21 protein-coding genes and 1 riboswitch are annotated in these 21171 nt (G+C 47.9%); of the genes, 15 read left to right on the top strand and 6 right to left on the bottom strand.

Going from position 1 to position 21171, the window contains the following annotated elements:
- Window positions 1–6 precede the first annotated feature (6 nt).
- A complete protein-coding gene (locus tag ACO05E_RS01490) occupies window positions 7–339 on the bottom strand; it encodes a type 1 pili tip component (RefSeq protein ID WP_419811239.1) in 333 nt (110 codons plus the stop codon).
- A 114-nt stretch (window positions 340–453) separates the two neighbouring features.
- On the opposite strand from ACO05E_RS01490, the gene ACO05E_RS01485 reads away from it, so the two are divergent.
- Window positions 454–705, top strand: a complete 252-nt coding sequence (locus tag ACO05E_RS01485; protein ID WP_419811238.1) for a cysteine-rich CWC family protein — start codon at window positions 454–456, stop codon at window positions 703–705.
- Here ACO05E_RS01485 and ACO05E_RS01480 read toward each other — a convergent pair.
- Window positions 681–1484, bottom strand: coding sequence for a hypothetical protein (locus tag ACO05E_RS01480; protein WP_419811237.1), 804 nt, complete (start codon window positions 1482–1484; stop codon window positions 681–683). The two genes, ACO05E_RS01485 and ACO05E_RS01480, sit on opposite strands and share 25 nt — an antisense overlap.
- Window positions 1485–1587: 103 nt before the next feature.
- Entirely contained in the window at window positions 1588–2481 is an 894-nt protein-coding gene (locus ACO05E_RS01475) for a LysR family transcriptional regulator (protein WP_419811236.1), read from the bottom strand.
- Between the two features lie 109 nt (window positions 2482–2590).
- On the opposite strand from ACO05E_RS01475, the gene ACO05E_RS01470 reads away from it, so the two are divergent.
- The 3 genes from ACO05E_RS01470 to ACO05E_RS01460 all read left to right on the top strand — a co-directional run bounded on the left by ACO05E_RS01470 (window position 2591) and on the right by ACO05E_RS01460 (window position 5060).
- Window positions 2591–3364, top strand: coding sequence for a ferredoxin--NADP reductase (locus tag ACO05E_RS01470; RefSeq protein ID WP_419811235.1), 774 nt, complete (start codon window positions 2591–2593; stop codon window positions 3362–3364).
- Window positions 3365–3511: 147 nt separating this feature from the next.
- The gene (locus tag ACO05E_RS01465) at window positions 3512–3976 is read left to right on the top strand and encodes a hypothetical protein (RefSeq protein ID WP_421722719.1); all 465 of its coding nucleotides are present in this window, start codon (window positions 3512–3514) and stop codon (window positions 3974–3976) included.
- Between the two features lie 85 nt (window positions 3977–4061).
- Window positions 4062–5060: a phospholipase A gene (locus ACO05E_RS01460; RefSeq protein WP_419811233.1), complete on the top strand. Its 999-nt coding sequence runs from the start codon at window positions 4062–4064 to the stop codon at window positions 5058–5060.
- Window positions 5061–5146: 86 nt separating this feature from the next.
- On the opposite strand, the gene ACO05E_RS01455 is transcribed toward ACO05E_RS01460, so the two are convergent.
- On the bottom strand, window positions 5147–6037 hold the full coding sequence (locus tag ACO05E_RS01455) for a bile acid:sodium symporter family protein (RefSeq protein WP_419811232.1): 891 nt from the start codon (window positions 6035–6037) through the stop codon (window positions 5147–5149).
- 275 nt (window positions 6038–6312) lie between these two features.
- Entirely contained in the window at window positions 6313–7686 is a 1374-nt protein-coding gene (locus tag ACO05E_RS01450) for a DUF4397 domain-containing protein (protein ID WP_419811231.1), read from the bottom strand.
- A gap of 314 nt (window positions 7687–8000) precedes the next feature.
- Between ACO05E_RS01450 and ACO05E_RS01445 the strand changes: the two genes are divergently transcribed.
- The 4 genes from ACO05E_RS01445 to thiS all read left to right on the top strand — a co-directional run bounded on the left by ACO05E_RS01445 (window position 8001) and on the right by thiS (window position 12230).
- A complete protein-coding gene (locus ACO05E_RS01445; RefSeq protein ID WP_419811230.1) occupies window positions 8001–8528 on the top strand; it encodes a DUF2147 domain-containing protein in 528 nt (175 codons plus the stop codon).
- Between the two features lie 70 nt (window positions 8529–8598).
- A riboswitch (TPP riboswitch) is annotated at window positions 8599–8708 on the top strand.
- Window positions 8709–8883: 175 nt separating this feature from the next.
- Window positions 8884–10806: a phosphomethylpyrimidine synthase ThiC gene (thiC, locus tag ACO05E_RS01440; RefSeq protein WP_419811229.1), complete on the top strand. Its 1923-nt coding sequence runs from the start codon at window positions 8884–8886 to the stop codon at window positions 10804–10806.
- A gap of 2 nt (window positions 10807–10808) precedes the next feature.
- A complete protein-coding gene (locus tag ACO05E_RS01435) occupies window positions 10809–12002 on the top strand; it encodes an FAD-dependent oxidoreductase (protein ID WP_419811228.1) in 1194 nt (397 codons plus the stop codon).
- On the top strand, window positions 12003–12230 hold the full coding sequence (thiS, locus tag ACO05E_RS01430; protein WP_419811227.1) for a sulfur carrier protein ThiS: 228 nt from the start codon (window positions 12003–12005) through the stop codon (window positions 12228–12230). It begins immediately after the preceding gene.
- Here thiS and ACO05E_RS01425 read toward each other — a convergent pair.
- Window positions 12217–12348, bottom strand: coding sequence for a hypothetical protein (locus tag ACO05E_RS01425; RefSeq protein ID WP_419811226.1), 132 nt, complete (start codon window positions 12346–12348; stop codon window positions 12217–12219). The two genes, thiS and ACO05E_RS01425, sit on opposite strands and share 14 nt — an antisense overlap.
- Window positions 12349–12549: 201 nt before the next feature.
- Between ACO05E_RS01425 and ACO05E_RS01420 the strand changes: the two genes are divergently transcribed.
- From ACO05E_RS01420 to ACO05E_RS01390, 7 genes are all read left to right on the top strand, one after another.
- The gene (locus tag ACO05E_RS01420; protein WP_419811225.1) at window positions 12550–13353 is read left to right on the top strand and encodes a thiazole synthase; all 804 of its coding nucleotides are present in this window, start codon (window positions 12550–12552) and stop codon (window positions 13351–13353) included.
- Between the two features lie 159 nt (window positions 13354–13512).
- Complete coding sequence (locus ACO05E_RS01415) at window positions 13513–15060, top strand: bifunctional hydroxymethylpyrimidine kinase/phosphomethylpyrimidine kinase (RefSeq protein WP_419811224.1); 1548 nt, start codon at window positions 13513–13515, stop codon at window positions 15058–15060.
- Between the two features lie 112 nt (window positions 15061–15172).
- Window positions 15173–16054: an EamA family transporter RarD gene (gene rarD / locus ACO05E_RS01410; protein WP_419811223.1), complete on the top strand. Its 882-nt coding sequence runs from the start codon at window positions 15173–15175 to the stop codon at window positions 16052–16054.
- Window positions 16055–16128: 74 nt separating this feature from the next.
- Entirely contained in the window at window positions 16129–17517 is a 1389-nt protein-coding gene (locus ACO05E_RS01405) for a sodium-dependent transporter (RefSeq protein ID WP_419811222.1), read from the top strand.
- Window positions 17518–17759: 242 nt separating this feature from the next.
- Window positions 17760–19661 carry a molecular chaperone HtpG gene (gene htpG / locus ACO05E_RS01400; protein ID WP_419811221.1) on the top strand — a complete coding sequence of 634 codons (1902 nt, stop codon included), beginning with the start codon at window positions 17760–17762 and terminating at the stop codon, window positions 19659–19661.
- A gap of 258 nt (window positions 19662–19919) precedes the next feature.
- Window positions 19920–20501: a YfaZ family outer membrane protein gene (locus tag ACO05E_RS01395; RefSeq protein WP_419811220.1), complete on the top strand. Its 582-nt coding sequence runs from the start codon at window positions 19920–19922 to the stop codon at window positions 20499–20501.
- 84 nt (window positions 20502–20585) lie between these two features.
- On the top strand, window positions 20586–21053 hold the full coding sequence (locus ACO05E_RS01390; protein ID WP_419811219.1) for a DUF6586 family protein: 468 nt from the start codon (window positions 20586–20588) through the stop codon (window positions 21051–21053).
- The last annotated feature ends 118 nt before the right edge of the window (window positions 21054–21171 follow it).

The following is a 21171-nucleotide window of genomic DNA, read 5'->3' as shown; positions in this document are numbered from 1 at the left end:
AGCGCTCTAGTGCTTATCTTTTTGCATGGCATTTAAATGTTTGCGGGTTAGCGCTAAAAACTGAGGTGTTAATCCAACATCCTCATAAACCGGATAACCTTCTTCATCCTGAGCCACCACTTTGCTGCCTGCCTGATAGGGAAAATCACTGGCTAACTCGTTCAGCGCGGTACTGATTAAGTCGCGCAGAATCTGCTCCCGGGTAGAGGCTGGAAACATATCGCATAAGGCTTCGATGCGGGCGGCATCTTTGACTTTCAGTGGAATGCAGTAGTCGCTTTCGGTGATGTCGTCACCGAAGTTTTTTTGCCAGTGTTTTAACAACTCGCTGGATTTCATCGTCTTGTCCTTATTATTTATGATCTATTTCAGCATAGGTGGTTATGACGTGGGTGAAAGTCAATCCAACAATTGGTTACACTTTGACAAGATAAAGAAACAGGCTGTCTTATTATGATGGAACTTTTCCATAAATTGGCCGGAACAGTAGCAAATATTGGCTCTGATTGTTGCCCGTTATGCGGAGAGAAAAACCAGTGTGTGATGACCCAACCAGGTTATCAGAACCCTAAAGACTGCTGGTGTATGCAATTGGATGAGCGTATTCCGGAAGAGCTACTGGAACAGGTTCCAGCGCGTTATCGTGGTAAAAACTGTATTTGTCAGGCTTGTTTACAGCGTTATTGGTCGGGTGAAACCCCATAACGCTGTTGTAATTGCCGATAAGCCGGTAGTGATTGCATGCGTTTTACCAATTGATCCAGCTGTTGCTGCGTCATCAGTGATGGGCGCATCAGAATGCTTTGGGTGTATTGCTGATCATAACGATCTGAAATCAGAAACTGTTGGGTAAAGTCGGGCTGTTGCTGCTGCAGTTGTGACCAGTAAGTTTCATTGATTACGGCAATATCGCCTTTTCCCTGTTGCAGTAGCTCCAGCATATTGCTCTCATCCCAGGTCAGCGTGATCTGAAACTGTTTGCGCAAAAAATCTTCATCGGAATTAAAGTCAGCAAAGCCATAGTGGTAACCCAATACGGCGATTAAATGATGATCCGATAAATTTTCAAAAAATGTCTGATCCCGGCCACTTTCTGCCAGAGCAATATAACGCTCACCGCTGCGTTGATACGGTACACTGCTGAGAATACCCATTTCAGACCAGCCCCATAGCAGGCTTTCGTAGAAAAAGGCGTCAAGCTGATTCATTTTATAAAATTCATAACGACGCTTGGGAGAGACCGGGGTAGCAACAAAGCGAAATTCCTGCTGCATATCATTCAGGATAGTAATCAGCTCCGGCACCATGCCGTGAGCCTGACCTTGCTCATCAATTGCGGTAAATGGGATATAAGGGTAAACACCGACCCGAACGGTTTGTGCTGCTTGTGAAGTGGCGCTGTACATTGGTAAAACAATCGCCACGGCGAACAGCATCGTGATGATGTTGTGCATAAAACGGGGAAGTCGTTTTGGCGTTGGCATGTTGCTGTCCCTGATACTGGCGGTCATCTTTAGGTCTGAATCATTTCTTGTTCGTTATTCTAGCAACAGAAATGCCATTGAGTATGTTCTCTGACGACAAAAACTACTGACTGTTTTGACACAGCTGCAACCAGGCGTTCAGCCCGGCACTGCGATACTTCTGTTTATGAATAATCAGATACAGTGTGCGGGAAAAGTCACGTTCGGGCAGTTGAATATGCACCAGGCTGCCACGTTGAAAGGCATCTTCCAGTGTGATTAATGATAAACAACCAATCCCCAACTGTGCCTGCACTGCTCGTTTAATAGCTTCGGTGTGTTGTAATTCCAGCTCAATATTCAGTTCCGGTAACAAGCCGTGCAGGGCCCGGTCAAAGGCCTGACGGGTGCCCGACCCCGGCTCGCGTAAAATCCATTGAGCGTCACGCAGATCGCTGTTGGTGACAGGCTGGCCGGATGCCTGCTTTAGTGCCAAAGGGTGTTGTGGGTGGCAGAACACCGCCAGTTCGTCTTCACGCCAGGGGATGACTTCAAGATCCGGGTGATTAAGCTCGCCTTCAATTAAGCCAATATCCAGCTGATAGTTAAGCACTTGCTGGGCAATATGAGCAGTATTGTCGACTTCCAGCTGAACCCGTGAACCCGGATGCTGTTTCATATATTCGGCCATCAAACCAACAGCTAGATAGTTACCAATCGACAAGGTGGCACCCACGGTCAGAGGGCCGGCTTCAGCATGCTGCATTAACGATTGCTCAAACTCTTTGGCCTGCGCCAGCAGGGATTCTGCTTTGCTGCGCAATTGTCGCCCCTGTTCGTTCAGCTTAAGGCGCTTGCCAATGCGATCAAATAGTTGAATGTCAAACTGCGATTCAAAGTCTTTGAGCGAACTGCTGGCAGCACTTTGTGACATGGCCAGCTCGTCTGCTGCCCGGGTCAGGTTTTCATGGTGGGCAATCGCAAGAAACACTTCCAGCTGACGCAGGCTATAACGCATGACATATCCTAATTCGGTAAAATCAATAACAGTATTAAGAATAACTTGTTTTACCGAATTTGTGACCCCGGATAGTCTGAATGCATTCAATCATTCACCGGAGTTGACCATGAGCAACCTGATTCGTGAAACCGTGACCAGTGTCCGTCACTGGAACGATACTTTATTCAGCTTTACCACCACCCGTAATCAGGGACTGCGTTTTAAAAATGGTCACTTCACCATGATTGGCCTGGAAATCGAAGATAAGCCGCTGCTGCGGGCTTACAGTATTGCCAGCGCTAATTATGAAGAAGAGATGGAGTTTTTCTCGATCAAGGTACAAGACGGCCCGCTGACCTCTCACCTGCAAAAACTGGCCGTGGGCGATGAAATTCTGGTAGGAACTAAGCCAGTGGGTACCTTAATTACCGACAGCTTGTTGCCGGGTAAAAACCTGTATTTGTTATCTACTGGCACCGGCCTGGCGCCTTTTATGAGCATCATCAAAGATCTTGATGTGTATGAGCAATACGACAAGGTGATACTGACCCATGGTGTGCGTTATGTGTCTGAGCTGGCGTATCAGGATCGTATTGAAAATGAATTGCCGAACAATGAATATTTTGGCGATGTGGTACGCGAGAAACTGATTTATTACCCAACTGTCACTCGTGAAGCCTATCGCAATACCGGGCGACTGACCGATCTGCTACGTACCGGTAAGCTGACACAAGATATTGGTTTGGCGGATCTTGATCCGGAGCACGATCGTTTTATGTTGTGTGGCAGCCCGGCGATGCTGGATGAACTGACGACAATGCTCGATAGCCTGGGTTTTCAGGAGGCTCGTGGTGGCAAGGCTGGGCATTACGTGATTGAGCGTGCTTTTGTTGAGAAGTAACGTCGAGAGCTACCTTAAGAAACTACTCCGAGACATTACTCCGAGAAACTACCTTGATTTCTCGGGCATAATCCCTGGATTTAAACAATTCAAAAAACTGGCACTAAACCTGCTCTAACGGATTGAATATCAGAAATAGCCATTTTTTTGTCGGAGCTTGTTATGCCGGGTTATGGGAAAGTCAGTGCCGTATTACGCAGCCTGAACGGTGCCGGAGTGATTACCAAAGAAATTCGTGATGCCAATTTTATGCTGGAACGGCTGGAAATGAAAAAACAGCTGACCGATTTATCCGGCTATATTTCGGTTGCGAAAATGGAGTTAAGCCTGCTGCAGGAAAGCATTGATGAAAAGGATAGCGAGCTGACTCGCCTGGCCGAAGCACTCACCTATAAAGGTAATGTTAAGCGCCGCGGGGATGGTTACTACCGCACCTTAGATAACCGCCCTTATGGTCAGCCATATTGTTCTTACTGCTGGGAGCAGGATCAGCGCTTAATTCACTTACACAATCGGGTGCTCAGTAACGACATCCGTATTTGTCCGCATTGCAAAAACGAATATCAGAACACTCGTACACCGTATATCGAAGCGGATTTACTCGCAGTGTAATTGCAAAAAATGATTATTCCGGCTGGCAGGATGTAGCTGGCCTCTCTATTATTTCGCCATCTGACATTATTTAAAGGGAATGATCATGCGCTGCTTGTTTGTGTGTGGCGGTTTATTGCTGTCGCAGTTTGTGATGGCGGAAGAGCCTGCGGTAAATCCAAGTTTTGAAGATAACGAACTGAAGAAAACCACCCGGGAAATTGAATTTATTGATCCGGAAGAAATACCGGAAAGAATTCGCGAAAACCTGCCCAGTCTGGTGGAAAAATTTCAGGTTGAACGGGCCGCGGCCAATAATCGTTTTGTGTTGTTGCCTCATCGCCCTAACTATGTGATGCCGCTGACGTATCAGACCAAGCCCAGTGATGAAGAGGTCGATCGTTTACTGGAAGAGATCAGTGACGGTGAGCTGGAAGGTGACAATACTGAATTTGATCATCTGGAAGCGGTATTTCAGATCAGTGTGAAATACATTCTGGCGGAAGGCCTGTTAGGCAAATACAGCTCACTGGAGTTTGGTTATACCAACCGCTCATTCTGGCAGGCATATAATAAAGATATTTCAGCCCCTTTTCGTGAAACCAACCACGAGCCGGAGCTGATGCTTAACTGGCAACCAAAGCATTTGGAGTGGGTTGATCTGGTTGGGGTGTCGCTTAACCACCAGTCTAATGGTCAGTCCAGCACCTTGTCGCGCAGCTGGAACCGGATTATTGGTTATGCCACCAATATTACCGAACATGGCTTGTGGCAGTATCGGGTATGGTGGCGTATTCCGGAAACCGATGACGCTGACCCTCGTGATCCCAGCGATAACGATAACCCGGATATTGATGACTATATGGGCCCGGGTGAAATTGCTTACACCCATGTGATGGGTAACCATCATTTAACAACAACCATGCGCAATAACTTTAACTTTGATGAAAACCGGGGCGCGTTGCAGATGGAATGGAGCTTTCCGCTGACTCATCGTTTACGGGGTTATGTGCATTATTTTAACGGTTATGGCGAAAGCCTGATTGATTATAACCGTTATCAGGAGCGGTTTGGTTTAGGGATTCAGCTGTCTGACTGGTTGTAGACTTTATAAAATCTGTAATCACAATAAAAAAACGGCCCGCTTTTTTAAAAGCGGGCCGTTTTTTTATTGGTTTACATTCGATCTGATCAGGCTGTTTGAGCAACTTTGTCAGCGTCATCCTGCCATTTGCGATAAACAAATATAAACGGAATCACCACCAGATACATAGTGATGGAGTACAGCGCCGCTGGCAGTGCTAACTCGGTAATGCCCAGCTCTGAACCACTGATGGCTGCGGCCAGTGTGATGGCCATCGGAGAGTTTTGGATACCGGTTTCAATCGAAATGGTCTTGCTTTCTTTGCGGGTCAGCTTCAGTAATACGCCAATCACCAGGCCAATCATCAGCATCACAAACGGCAACAGCAGCATCGAGGTGCCCATTTCAACAAAGTTATCGACCAGAATATTCCACGATTTGGCAATCGCCAGGAAGACAATAATAATCCATAACGCAATGGCAGTACGTTCCAGTGGTGTTTCAATTTTCTTAACAACGGCTGGCTTATGGTGGCGGATAAATACGCCCAGCATCACCGGTGTTGTTGTAATTAAAAAGGTAATCACTGCCAAACGCAGGAAAGAAAAATCAGGTGCTGCAGACCCCATAAAGTATTCGATGGAAATTGCAGTCAGCGGAGGAATAGTAATAAAAGATAAAATACTGACCACCGCCGTTAAGGATACCGATAAGGCAACATCTGCACGTGACAACTTAGAAATAATATTACTGGTAACGCCACCCGGGCAGAAGCTCAGCAGCATGATGCCGGCCGCTAAAACCGGTGCTAAACCAAATAAATGCGCACTGCCAAAGGCCACCAGTGGCAATAATATTACCTGGCAGGCAACGGCCACAAAAAATACAAAACGTCGTTCTGCAACCCGTTTGAAATCCGCCACTTCAAGGCCGATACCTAACGAAAACATGATTGTAAACTGCACCATCAGCAGGGCAGTAAAAATAAGTGATTCCATCTTTTTATTATCTCTTAAAATCTGGCTGATGCCTGTGCCTTTATACCGGTCAGGCTGTTGTTGTATAACCGAATTGGAATTTTTGTTGAGTTACACTGGGGGAGCATATTACACCAAACGCGCCAGATAATGACATCCTGTGACCACTTTGTTTCAAACCGTCAGTCAGATTTTTATTGAACTTTGGTAGGAAGGAATATTGCCGATTATGTGAATCTTAGGGTACAGGCTGCTTTCTACATACAGAAAGCAGCCTTGTTGATTACCTCTGAATGTTAGCGTTTGTCATCGAGTAAAATTGCCGATAGACCTGAACCATTACCCACTGCAATAGCGGTTTGCAGACTACCCGCAGCAACGACTACAGCATCAGTGCCCGGCACGGCTGCGGCAGTGGTGCCATCGGCCGCAATGACCACGGTGTAGGTATCAGCTGGTAGGGCGGTGTAGTCCGTGTCCTGACCGAGCTCAACATCAGCAAATGTTGGTTGTGCCGGTTGGGTGCTGCCCTGAGCATAAACGAAGATATCAACCGGATCAGCGGCCGCTGCTGAGGAGCCATGCACCAGACGAACGCTGCCGTTGGTTGCCGAATCGTTGGCCCGGGTGTCGGTCAATACAATCAGTTCTGCCTCGGACAGAGCCCCTGTGTCACCTGCGGCAATAACGGTGTAAGACATACCGCGTTCCAGGGTTAATGTTGCGCTGAGATTTGTCAGAGCACTACCGATGCCCTGATTGGCGGCGGCAATGGCGACTGGCAGATCACCAGCAGCAACCTTCTCATAACCACTTGGATTGGCTTGGGTCACAGTGGTATCCAGATAATTAAAATCACCCAATAACTCAGCACCGCCGGCAAACACGTCAACAGAGACTGAATCGACAACATGTACAATGCGTACTTCAGCTGTGTTATCCAGTACCGTAGTCACGGGTGTTTCTGCTTCAGCCCAGATCAGTAACGACACCGGTGATGCTCCGCTGGTGCTGTTCACAGCAACGGCGGTAACGTCGGAGGCGACGGGTAATGTTCCGGAGTCGTACACCACATCACTGTCGGAGGCACTGCCGCTGGCATTGGCGGCTGCGGCGGTTGCCCGCACCTGATAACTGCCTGCAGCGATATCCGGTAGGCTGGCGTTAACGTCAAAAGCCACATTGTCGAGGGTGGGAGTATCAGGCAGATCAGCACCGCTGGCTGTGACATAAATATCAACGGCTCCGGCTGCCGGAGAAGCATGCACAACGGTGACATCATTACTGCCGTTGTTACGGCGTGCCGTATCGTCGAGGACTTCCAGCTCAATATCTGCGACTTCGTCCTGGGCAATCACCGAATAATAGCCATTGGCGGCCAGTGTCAGAGACTGCTCCAGCGCAATGGTATCCGTCCCGCTTACACGTAATGCCAGTGTTACCGGGCCTTCGCTGAGGCGCAGATAGCCGGAGCCTTGCTGGAATTCAACGTCTGGCAGAACTTCGGTGCCATTCACTAACACATCAACGGCAGGTGCATCCGGCGATGCATGTAAGACACGAACAAAGGCCGAGGCCTGATTATCGTCGTCATCACTGCCACAACCAATCAGAGCCAGGCTCATTACGGGTAACAGTACAGCTTGTCGGGCAAGTTGCTGGATTTTCATAAAAACCTCCTTTAATTAAGAAATACCTGCCATGCGTGAATATTTTTCTTATACATGTTGTACAGGTGTTGTATACGAATTGGTTGTTTTCAGAAAGTTCCTGAAAAGTTCAAAAAAATGGAAAACTACTATTAGCGGATGAATAAAGCCGATAAGCGGTTGATTTGGGGGCAGTCACAGAAGTGAAGTTAGGGGAATGAAGTAATACGCGGCGCTTGCATTTGGTGAGTAGATAATTACAGTGGTCCGGTGTTGATCTGAATGATTCAGAGACACCCTTAATATAATAAAAAGACTCTATCTATGAGGTTTCTATGAAACAACTTCTCACTACGGCCATGGCGGGCGTGTTTTCTGCTGCCACACTGTTCTCTGCTGCATCCATCGCTGACGTTGCTGAAGGACGCTGGGTCACCATTGACGATGCCGACGGCTCGCAGGCATCTGTGGTAGAAATTAAAATTACAGAAAACGGTGAGCTGCAAGGCACCATTGTTGAGCTGCTGCGCGAAGACGATAAGGGCAAAAGCTGTGAAGAATGCCCGGATGAATTTCATAACAAGCCGATCGAAGGCCTGACCTTTATGTGGGGGCTGGAGAAGGAAGGTGAGGGTGAATGGAGCAGTGGCCGTATTCTCGATCCGGAGAGTGGTTCGATTTATAAGTCCAAGCTGGAAGTATCTGGCGATGGTCAAACTATCGAAGTACGTGGTTATATCGGTGTCTCCTGGATTGGTCGTAGCCAGGAATGGGTTCGTTATCAGGAGCCTGTAGCATCAGAAGTGACTGACAGCGAAACCACATCGGTGGATACCGTTGCTGATCAGGGCGAAACACTATAACTGCCGGATGGTCTGAGCCCGTCTTACAATTACGGCTTGTATAAGTTCACAAGCCGTCTTATTATTTTTGACGATTCTGTCGGGGTGCTCCAACTGCAATGAGGGGCTGAGATCGCATAAGCGGATCCCGTTGAACCTGATCTGGTTAGTGCCAGCGTAGGAAACAGAAAAGTCGTTTGCAGTTTATTTTTCTGAGATTGTGAATGTCATCAAGGTGTGTGGTTGTTATAACTTTGTCGTTATGACCTTGTGGTAACTGCAACCCGCTCCTTTTTCTTTCTTCCCGCTGCCTGCCTGATCGTTTTTCTGTGATTAGCACATCTCTCAGAGATGGCCTGAATAAACGAGACTCAGCATGGCAAATAATAAAGACTCCTTAACAAATGGCGCATTAAAAGACGCCATCAAAGTCGATGAACTGTCCACCCAGCCATTTCCGGCATCCAGCAAGTTATACGTCACCGGCAGTCGTGATGATATTCGCGTGGGTTTGCGTGAAATCGAATTAACCCCAACCCAACTGGCCGATGGTAAAACCGAATACAATCCGCCGGTTCGTGTTTACGATACCTCTGGCCCTTACACCGATCCGGATGTGGCAATTGATGTGCGCAAGGGTTTAAAGCCAATGCGTGAAGCCTGGATTGATGAGCGTGGCGATACTGAAACACTGGGCGGCTTCAGCTCGGATTACGCCAAAATCCGTGAGATGAATATTGCGCTGGAAGATTTACGCTTTGAATTAAAACGTAAGCCCAAACGTGCCAAAGCCGGTAAAAATGTGACTCAGCTGCATTATGCTCGCCAGGGTATTATTACCCCGGAAATGGAATACGTTGCCATTCGTGAAAATCTGGCATTAGCCGAAGAAGAAATTGAAAAAGCACTGGAAACTCAGCATCCGGGTCAGAGCTTTGGTGCCAATATTCCGAAAATGATTACACCAGAATTTGTGCGTGATGAAGTTGCTCGTGGTCGTGCGGTTATTCCGAATAACATTAACCACCCTGAAACCGAGCCAATGATTATTGGTCGTAATTTCCGTACCAAAGTGAATGCCAATATTGGTAATTCAGCGGTGACCTCTTCCATCGAAGAAGAAGTGGAAAAAATGGTTTGGTCAACCCGCTGGGGTGGCGATACCGTGATGGATTTATCCACCGGTAAAAACATCCACGAAACCCGTGAATGGATTATCCGCAACTCGCCAGTGCCAATTGGTACTGTGCCTCTGTATCAGGCGCTGGAAAAATGTGGCGGCATCGCTGAAGACCTGACCTGGGAATTATTCCGCGATACGTTAATTGAGCAAGCCGAGCAGGGTGTGGATTATTTCACCATTCATGCCGGGGTACGTTTGCAGCATGTGCCATTAACCGCTAACCGCGTAACGGGCATTGTATCTCGTGGTGGTTCGATCATGGCGAAATGGTGTTTAGCGCATCATAAAGAAAGTTTCCTCTACACCCATTTCGAGGAAATTTGCGAAATCATGAAAGCCTACGACGTGTGTTTCTCACTGGGTGATGGTTTGCGCCCAGGCTCGGTAGCCGATGCCAACGATGAAGCACAATTTGCTGAATTACGCACGTTGGGTGAACTGACCAAAATCGCCTGGGAACACGACGTACAAACCTTTATTGAAGGCCCGGGTCACGTGCCGATGCACATGATCAAAGAGAACATGGAAGAGCAGTTAAAACACTGCCATGAAGCGCCGTTCTATACCTTAGGGCCACTGACGACGGATATTGCACCGGGCTACGACCACTTTACCTCGGGTATTGGTGCGGCATTAATTGGCTGGTATGGCTGTGCCATGTTGTGTTACGTCACACCAAAAGAACACTTAGGTCTGCCTAATAAGGACGACGTAAAACAAGGTTTAATTACCTACAAAATTGCGGCGCACGCAGCAGACTTAGCGAAAGGTCATCCGGCTGCGCAGCTGCATGATGATGCCATGTCAAAAGCCCGTTTTGAGTTCCGTTGGATTGACCAGTTTAACCTGGCCATTGACCCGGATACCGCACGTGCTTATCACGATGAAACTCTGCCAAAAGACGGCCATAAAGTGGCACATTTCTGCTCGATGTGTGGGCCAAAATTCTGCTCCATGAAGATTTCTCAGGAGGTGCGTGATGCGTCTTCGGATAATCCGAACTGGGCTGATGAAGCGCAGGAAAAATTAGCGCAGGAAGCGGTTGAAGGCATGAAAGAAATGTCTGACCAGTTCCGTGAGCAAGGCAGCGAGCTGTACCATATTGCGGAAAGCTGATTATGGTAATCACAAATACCGGACTGTCGGTTGATGCTGTTGCACCCGATGCAGTAGTCATCGTTGGCGCTGGATTGCTGGGCAGTTTATTTGCCTGGCGTCTGGCCCGGCAGCAACCACAATTGGCGGCTGCGATTACCGTGCTGGAAAAATCCCCCCGCGATCAACTGCAAAGTGCTGCTAATACCGCTGCGGCGATGGTAGCACCTTACGCCGAGCGAAATGTGTGCGATAGCGATATGTTTGAGCTGGGCAAGCAAAGTCTGAGCTTATGGCCAGCCTTGTTAACTCAATTGAGTCAGGACTCGGGTCAGCAAGTTGCTTATGGCCAGAGCGGTTCGCTCGTGGTGGCTCATCAGGCCGATCAGTCTGAACTGCGCCAATTCGAGCAGGAAATGGCGGCGTTTCAGTTACTGGGTGGCAACACTGCTCAGCTATTGAATCGTCAGCAGATTCAGCAATTAGAGCCGGGTATTAATTCAGAATTTCAGAGTGGTTTTTATCTGCCGCAGGAAATGCATCTGGATAATCGGGCTTTGTTGCCACTGCTGCATGCTCAGGCTGAACAATCAGGCGTTAATTTTTTCTTTGATTGTGACGTTTCTGACGAGCAATTATTGCAGTATCCGGCAACGACGTTAGTGATTGATTGTCGCGGAGTGGGTGCCAAACAAGCACTGCATAATGATGATCAATTATTACGGGGTGTACGTGGCGAAGTGTGCTGGATTGAAACATCGGAAGTCACCATAACCCGCCCGGTACGTTTATTACATCCGCGTTATCACTTGTATCTGGTGCCTAAAGGGCAAACCGAGCAGGGCGCTTATCGTTATATTCTGGGTGCTACTGAGATTGAATCGGAAGATCAATCGCCAGTCAGTGTGCGCTCACAATTAGAAATGTTAAGTGCCTTGTATTGCTTAAGCCCGGCGTTGGCAGAGGCCCGGATTATCGAAACCGATGTGAATTTACGCCCGGCATTTCCCGATCATAAACCTAAAGCGATTCGCGCTGCTAATAACCTGTACCGTTTAAATGGTTTATTCCGGCATGGCTATTTATTGGCCCCGGCATTCTTGCAGCAATTTGAGCAACAATTAAAAGCCGATTATGGCTTGAGCCTGGGGTTGGCCGAACTGCTGGGCTCAGAGGAATTGTTAGCTACAGAGTCCATTATTGAGGAGATTGCCTGAATGGCAGAATTAACACTGGCAATTAATGGTGCTCCGCAGTCGTTTACTAATATTAAGACCCTGCAGCAATTATTAATTGAACTTGGTTATTTTAGTGATGATGGTCAGCCAAAAGGCAACGTGGTGGTGGCATTAAATCAGGCGATTGTGTCAGCTGCGTTATTTAATAGCACGGAATTAAAGGCAGGTGATCAGTTGGATATTTTGGGTGCTATTACTGGTGGTTGATGTCTTTAATGGCCTTGATGGAAGCAAATGCATAACTTTTCGCCGCCACGCCGAAGGGCCATCCCTGGCCCTGCCGCGCGGTCGCAACATCCTGTTGCTGCTCTGAAAAGTTATCCATTACTCCCATCTAAATAGAGTTAGCAGGCCCAGACCAGAATACTCAGTCAAAAATAATGAAGGAGTGAAAGAGGTAATTTGCTTTTAAAGCAGTCACATGGATGTGACGTTAGGATAGCAGGGCCAGGGATGGCCCTTCTATCCGGCGGCTGAAAGTGAATTACCTCTTTAGCTCCGTGCGTAAAAACTGGTGATTAGAACCATGATGGAACACACAATTAACATCGCTGGCGAAACCATTAATGGCCGCCTCTGGCTGGGCACTTCCATGTATCCATCGCCAGAAGTGATGCGCGATAGTCTGCAAGCCGGAAAGCCTGGCTTTGTCACCTTGTCATTACGGCGACAAACGGCTCAGCAAGTGGCTGATAATGGTCACTGGCAATACGTGCAGGAATTTGTTGAGCAAAGTGGCTGTAAAATTTTGCCCAACACCGCTGGCTGCCATACCGCTGACGAAGCGATTTTATTATCCAATATGGCGCGTGAGTTATTTAAAACCGATTGGATTAAATTAGAAGTCATTGGTGACGACTACACTCTGCAGCCACACACCACTCAGTTGGTGAAAGCCGCTGAAACCTTGGTTCAGCAAGGTTTTAAAGTGTTGCCATACTGCACTGATGATTTGGTGTTGTGCAAAGAATTGCTCGCGGTTGGCTGTCCGGCTGTGATGCCATGGGGGGCACCGATTGGTACCGGTAAAGGTTTATTAAATCGCCATCAACTCACGACTTTGCGGGAGCGTTTATCCGATGCGGTACTGATTATTGATGCCGGTTTAGGTAAGCCTTCTCAGGCGATGGACGCTATGGAATTAGGGTTTGATGCAGTGTTATTAAATACTGCGGTTGCTAAAGCACATGATCCGGTATTAATGGCGCGCGCGTTTTATGAGGCAGTGAACGCCGGTCGTTTAGCGTACAAAGCCGGCATGATGCAGGAGCGTCAGGCTGCCAGCGCTTCCACACCGACGCTAGGTATGCCGTTTTGGCATCAGAATTAAGACGATTTTAATAATTAATAAGGCACGGAATAAATGCCGTGTTGTTTTTGAAAGCAGCGACAGGATGTCGCGTCCGCGCGGCAGGGCCATGGATGGCCCTTCGGCGTGGCGGCAAAAAAATAACACGGTGTTTATTCCTTGCTTGTGAAGAATAAACCGATGATAAAAGAAACCAACCGTAAAAAAATCTGGGCAATCAGTGCGTCTGACTCCTGCTCTGGCGCCGGCCTGCAAGCCGATTTGAAAATGGCGCATGTTTTAAATGTTGAATGTGGAACCCTGGTGTCAGCACTAACGGCACAAAGCAGTTTTGGTGTGGATGCTGTTGAAACGGTATCTGTTGAATTTTTAGAGCAGCAGTGGCAATCATTAAAAAAAGATGGTCTGCCGCAGGCGATTAAAATTGGTTGGTTTCCAAAAACGCAAACTCTGATTTGTTGGTTGGCGGATAAGTTATCCGAATATAAACGTGAATGCCCGCAGGGTTGGATCGTGTGGGACCCGGTATTATCCGCCTCGCAAGGTGGTTTAGAGGCTGGGGAACTGGATCTGGTCGCATCGTTATTGCCATTGGTCGATGTTATCACCCCCAATCAAGCCGAAGCATTGCAGCTGACTGGGTGCAAAACTGCGTTGGAGGCCGCAGAGGCATTACAACAAGCAGGTATTGCTTATGTGGTGGTGAGTGGTGGTGATTCAAACACGGATAAATCATTGGTTGAAAGCATCTGCTTTGCTGGCCCGAATGCCAGTCGTGCTGAATCACAAAGTGAGCCTGAGCAATCAGTGCTTACCAACTTTATTATTCAGCAGCCACGGATCGATAAAAAAGTGCACGGCAGTGGCTGTCATTTTGCATCAGCCATTGCTGCCTATTTAGCCAGTGGTGAGCGTATTTATGATGCGTTATTGCTTGCCTCGGCAACCATGAGTCAGATTATTCAACAGGCTTCTGAAACGCCATCCGGTTATTTTAATGCCTGGGCCACTGCTGTTGATCGTGATGGTTTGGGGAATCTGCCATCCGAACAGTGGCCAGTGGTTGTTCCCCTGAGTGATTCCGCGGAATTTATATTTCCTCGTATTGATCAGAAGCTGGGGCTTTACGGCTTAGTGGATAATCTTGAATGGCTGGATACCTTATTAGAGCTTGGCGTGGATACCTTGCAGTGGCGGGTGAAATCACCTGACTTGTACGAGCAGCAATACGGAACCGATAGTTATCGGCGTGATATGAAAACCGCGATTGAACGTTGTAAACAACACAATATTCCACTTTATATTAATGACGATTGGCCAATGGCCGTTGAGTTGGGCGCATACGGTGTGCACCTAGGTCAGGAAGATATGCTTGAAGCCAATTTAAGCGCGATTTCTGCAGCGGGATTAGCGTTAGGTGTGAGCACTCATACCGAATGGGAAATTGCTCGTGCCCGTGCTTTTAAACCTTCCTATATTGCCTTTGGTCCGGTGCATCCACCACTGTCGAAAAAACTCAAATACCCACCGTTGGGGTATACCAATTTAAGCAACTGGTGCGCACGGGTCGGGCAGGAGTTTCCATTAACCTGCATTGGCGGTATCACTACAGAAAATATTGCCAATATCAAAGCCTGTGGTATGCCATCGGCGGCGATTGTCACTGACCTGATGATTGATGAAGAATTACCAGAACGCCATAAAAAACTGCGTAGTGTTTATTCATAATGCTTATCCGTAATACTACGCAATTTAAGCAAAAGACACGTCGAACGTGACTTCATAACTGGCTTAATGGTCAGAAATTCGCTAGCCTCCGATTTTTGCGAATTCTGATCATATGACAACCGATACTCATCGTGGTGCTTTATTTGCCGTCTTAGCCTTCGGTTGGTGGGGGCTATCACCTCTGTATTTTAAGTGGGTTTCCCACGTTGCTCCGCAGGAAGTACTGGCCAACCGTGTCGTGTGGTCGTTTGTGCTGATGTCGGCTTTATTGTGGTTCAGCTATAAAGCCCGGGGAATTGCCAGCATTCTCAAAAGCCGCAAACAACTGCTGGCTATGTTAGGCAGCTCGTTATTAATTGCGACTAACTGGCTGACATTTATCTGGGCGGTGGGTGAAAACCGTGTTCTGGAAGCCAGTATGGGCTACTACATTAATCCACTGGTTTCTATTTTTCTTGGCATGATTTTTCTGCATGAGCGTTTAACTCAGGTACAGAAAATTGCGTTATTACTGGCTGCGACCGGGGTGACTATTCAGGTAGTCGCGATTGGCGAGTTACCCTGGGTCAGCCTGGTCCTGGCTTTTACGTTTGGTTTTTATGGGTTACTGCGCAAATTGGTGCCTACTGATGCCTATACTGGCCTGTGGTTTGAAACAGCGATGGTATTACCTCTGGCTGTTGCTTATTTATTGCTGCTGGGAGGTGGCTCGTTAACCACCAGTGTCCCAGAATTTGGCAAGTTATTCCTGGCTGGTGTGGTAACAACAGCGCCTTTAATCTGGTTTGCGATTGCCACCAAGCATCTGCCTTTAATTACCCTGGGTTTTATTCAATATCTGGCGCCTACCATTGCCCTGTTGCTCGCGGTGACGGTATTTGGTGAGCAATTAACTCTGATCAAAACCCTTACCTTTGTTTTTATCTGGGCGGCGTTACTGCTGATTGTGTTGCATGCGTTGCGACAACGAAAGCAGCTTCGTAACTCTGGATAAATAATCTCTGCCAGGCCGTTTCTGTCTGGCGACCTTTTTATTTTTCTGTTTAACCTGAATTGAGAGTAACTATTGTGGCTAAAGACGTAGCGGCTAAAAAAACGGCGGCTAACGATGCAGCAATTGAAGCATCACGTGGACATTTTTCGTCAAAAATCGGATTTATTATGGCAGCCGCGGGCTCGGCTGTTGGCCTCGGTAATATTTGGGGTTTTCCAACCAAGGTGGCGGAAAACGGCGGCGCAGCGTTTTTATTAATTTACCTGCTGATGGTTTTTGTGTTGGCATTTCCGATGTTGGTTGCCGAGCTGGCAATTGGTCGCTACGGCCAGGGTAACCCGATTGCTTCATTGCGTTCCGTGTGGCAGGGCAAGCGATGGGCACCTTTGCTTTGGGGTGGCTTGGCGATGCTGGTCGCTTCGCTGATCCTGAGTTTTTATTCGATTGTAGCAGGCTGGTTAATTGCGTTTGCGGCTGAGCCGGTATTCAGCGGTTTGGGCCTGATGGAGCAGGCGGGTTGGTTAACTGAATTTTCTACTGCACGTAATGCTTCAATGGCGGTTATTTTTTCCTTGCTGACCATTTGGGTTGTTAGTCAGGGGGTGGCTGATGGCATTGAAAAATGGTCAACACGTTTGATGCCACTGCTGTTCGTATTATTTGCCGGCATGATTGTTTATATGATGACCTTAGATGGCGCCTCGCAAGGGCTAACCACATATCTGGTGCCGGATTTCTCTCAGGTTGATGCACGTTTGCTGGTTGATGCCATGGGTCAGGCCTTTTTCTCATTGTCATTGGGCGTGGGTGCCATGATGGTGTACGGCTCTTATCTGAAAAAAGACGTTAACCTGCCAAAGGTTGCTACTCAGGTCGCAATTATTGATACCTCGGTTGCCTTTGCGGCCGGACTGCTGGTGATTCCGGCTATGTTTGTGGCAAAACATAATGGTGTTGAAATCTTTAATGACGCGGGTGACTTAATCAGCTCCGGTGATCTGGTTTTCCAGGTGCTGCCTGCACTGTTTGATACCATGGGAGCTTCCGGGCCATTTATTGCGGTGATCTTTTTTGTATTGATGATGATTGCTGCGCTGACCTCGTCCATCTCACTGTTGGAAGTACCGGTATCCTGCGCTCAGGATGAACTGGGTATGGCACGTAAAACCTCATCTTGGGTGATTGGCCTGGCGATCATTGTGATCAGCCTGGTTATCTGTCTGAACTTTGGCACTCTGTTTGGTTTGGTGGTTGATTTTACGACCGTCTATATGCAACCGGCGTTGGGTATTATCTGGGCTTTGGTCGTTGGTTGGGTCTGGCACCGCAATGAATTGCTGCACGAATTGCAGCAAGGCAACCCAGAATTGGCGCAAGGCTGGTTCTGGAAAATCTGGCCATGGTATGTACGCTTTGTGTGCCCCGTGGCGATTGCAGCCGTGATCTTTGTTTCCGTCAGCTGATTGCTTTCAGCTTTTCATTTCTGAGTTTCCCTTTCCTTAACTGACCGCCGGGCTGATAGCCCGGCTGGTCAGTGACATTTTGTTGCACAATTTGTTGCGTCATCTTCTCTTGAAATCTGTTGGCTGACCCCCAGATAGGAATCCATACCCGACAACGTAGGCTAAAAGGCTAAGTGTGCTGCAGCGCTGCGTTGATTGAAATTCGATGTCTGCTGATTGATTGAGCGATTAAGGAGAAAAGCATGACGACAGCCAGTAAAGAAACACTGGGCTTTAAAACTGAAGTAAAGCAGTTATTACACCTGATGATTCACTCTTTGTACTCCAACAAAGAGATCTTCCTGCGTGAGCTGGTATCCAATGCTTCGGATGCCTGCGACAAGTTACGTTTTGAAGCACTGCAGAATGATGGCCTGTACGAAGGCAACAGCGAATTAGCCGTTCATATTGATTTTGATGCGGATGCCAAAACCGTCACCATTGAAGACAATGGTATTGGTATGAACCGCGACGATGTAGTGAATCACCTGGGGACCATTGCCAAATCCGGTACCGCTGAATTCCTGAGTCAGCTGAGTGGTGACCAGGCAAAAGATTCGCAATTAATTGGCCAATTTGGTGTGGGCTTCTACTCCGCATTTATCGTGGCTGACAAAGTGACGGTTGAGACTCGTCGTGCTGGTGAAGCTGCAGCGAATGCAACTCGCTGGGAATCCGCTGGTGAAGGTGATTTCACGTTAGAAACCATCGAAAAAGCCGACCGTGGTACCCGTATCACCCTGCACCTGAAAGACGGTGAAGAAGAATTTGCCGATAACTTCCGCCTGCGTTCTCTGATTAAAAAATATTCGGATCACATCGCTGTTCCGGTATTCCTGCCACAAGAAGTGTCTTCTGAAGATGAAGACGGTGAGAATAAGCAGGTTCCTGAAGCGGTTAACGAAGCCAAAGCGCTGTGGACCGTCTCTAAGTCGGATCTGAAAGACGAAGACTACAAAGAATTCTACAAGCACATTTCTCACGACTGGAATGAGCCACTGACCTGGATGCACAACCGGGTGGAAGGCAAACTGGATTACACCAGCCTGCTGTATATTCCGGCCAAAGCACCGTTTGATATGTGGAATCGTGAAGCAACACGTGGCCTGAAATTGTACGTACAGCGCGTCTTTATTATGGATGACGCTGAGCAGTTCCTGCCGATGTACCTGCGTTTTGTCAAAGGTGTGTTGGATTCCAACGACCTGTCGCTAAACGTTTCGCGTGAAATTCTGCAGCAAGATAAGCAAGTAGACTCCATGCGCAGCGCACTGGTGAAGCGTGTACTGGATACCCTGAGCAAGATGGCGAAAAAAGAGCCGGAACAGTATCAGGAATTCTGGAGCCAGTTTGGTGAAGTGTTAAAAGAAGGCCCGGCTGAAGATTTCGCCAACAAAGAAAAAATCGCCAAGCTATTCCGTTTTGCTACTACCCAAAGTGACGGTGATGCTCAAACGGTTGGTCTGGAAGACTATGTGGCGCGTATGCGTGAAGGCCAGAAGAAGATTTATTTCATCACCGGCGATAACCACGCAGCGGCATCCACCAGTCCACATCTGGAATACTTCAAAAACAAAGGTGTTGAAGTACTGCTGTTAACCGACCGTGTTGACGAGTGGATGGTTAGCCATCTGACCGACTTCGACAGCAAAGTGTTCCAGGATGTGACCAAAGGCGAACTGGATCTGGATGAGCTGGCGGATGAGACTGAAAAGACTCAACAAAAAGAGCTGGAAGAAACCCATAAAGATCTGGTTGAGCGCCTGCAAAAAGCCTTGGAAGGTGAAGTAAAAGAAGTACGTGTGACGTCTCGCCTGACCGATTCTCCGGCCTGTCTGGTGGTTGGTCAGTACGATATGGGCGGCCATATGCGTCGTATGATGGAAGCGGCTGGCCAGCAAATGCCAGAAGCGGAAGTAGCACTGGAAGTGAATCCAACCCATCCGTTAATCGAGCGTTTAGACAGCGAGCAGGATGAAGATCGTTTCAACGAACTGACTCAGATTATTCATGCTCAGGCGCAGTTGGCCGAAGGCAGCCAGCTGAAACAACCGGGTGACTATGTTGCTAAGCTGAATAAACTGCTGCTGGATCTGATGAAGTAAGCATCAGATGTATTAGCTCAGACCAAGCAGTAACTACTGAAATCCCTCGTTTTTATTAAAAGCGGGGGATTTTTTTATGAATGGTAATGGGTAAGTGGACGAGCGGCTGGAATAAAACGACTGGAATAGTCCGTTTTACGATTCTTTTAATTCCGCTTCAGACTCGTAGTTTCGTCTTAATAGCTGCGCTGTTATGATGCGTAGCAATAAAAAGCGGCCGCTAAAACGGACGTTGTGTTGAAAAAATTGGGGAATGATATGTCTCAACTGAAAAAACTGGCACTGGCTTCATTAGTGGCTACCTCGGCAGCTGCACACGCAGGTGGCTCTCTGGATTTGAGTATTGCCAATGAAATGGCCCGTGTTGGTTACGACGCGACCAAAGTGGGTTCGGGTATGCATGTGAGTGCTGACTTTCTGCACCATACCGACGATGGCAATATTGGTTCTGTGGGTCTGCATGTGGTTGACGTGCGTAATGAAGATCCGGATTTATACATTGGTGTTGGTGGTAAGCTATATGGTTTCAGCGCTGATGAAGCGGATGAAGATGGCGACGACGCCAGTGGTGCTGCAATTGGTCTGGGTGGCTTCTTCCGTTACCGCCTGCCGGGTGTACCGGAAGTCAGCGTAGCGGGTTATGCCTATTATGCACCGTCGGTTATTTCTTTCGCTGATGCTGATAACCTGTTTGATAGCGATGTGCGTATTCAGTACAGCCTGATTCCAACCGCGCGCGTTTATGCCGGTTACCGTTATACCGGTATCAAGATTGAAGACGTGAGCGATCGTGTTGAATTAGGCGACGGCCTGCATGTTGGTCTGAAGCTCGATTTTTAAAGCCCTATTTCTGGAGCTGAGCAGCGACGTTATTAACGCTATCAAAGTCGTTGAGTTATTGAGGTAATCAAGGTTAAAACAGATATGGCAAGCTGGTTAAGTTTTACTAATCATAAGTTGTACCAGAGTCGGTTGTTACTGCAGCAAGCGGAACAAACCAGCAACCCTGTGGTATTGCAGCAGGCATTGCACGACAGTGCTCTGTACCTATTACGTGATGCTTACCAGTCGTATCTGCATGAATTGGCGGAGCTGGCGAATTTTCGTCAGCCGTTTACCTCGTTGCACGAACTCCTGTCCTTAACCCCATTAATTACCGGGGAAATGCGGGAGTTTGAACAGCTGGAAAATGACAGTTTTTCCTGGCTGTCAGCCATGCTGACGGCATGTGTTGCTGCAGGTAACGCTGATGCGCTGGATAGTCAGGTTCCGCGTACCGTACAGCCGGGAATGATTAATTTACTCGATACGAGTGAGCCACAAACGGCGTACTGGCATGGTCAGTTATCGCAACTGATTGATCTGCAAAGAGAAAATCGACAAGAAAGTTAAACGGCCTTTAACTGCACCGCTGGCGTCGATTACAGCGTATTTTTCAGAGCTGTTTTGAGTCACCTCTGACAGATGAAAAACTCCGATTTTCTGTTGAATTCCCCCTCCTATTAGATGA

Source organism: Bacterioplanoides sp., assembly GCF_965226395.1.
Lineage (GTDB): Bacteria > Pseudomonadota > Gammaproteobacteria > Pseudomonadales > Oceanobacteraceae > Bacterioplanoides.
This window is presented reverse-complemented; position numbering and strand designations above follow the sequence as displayed.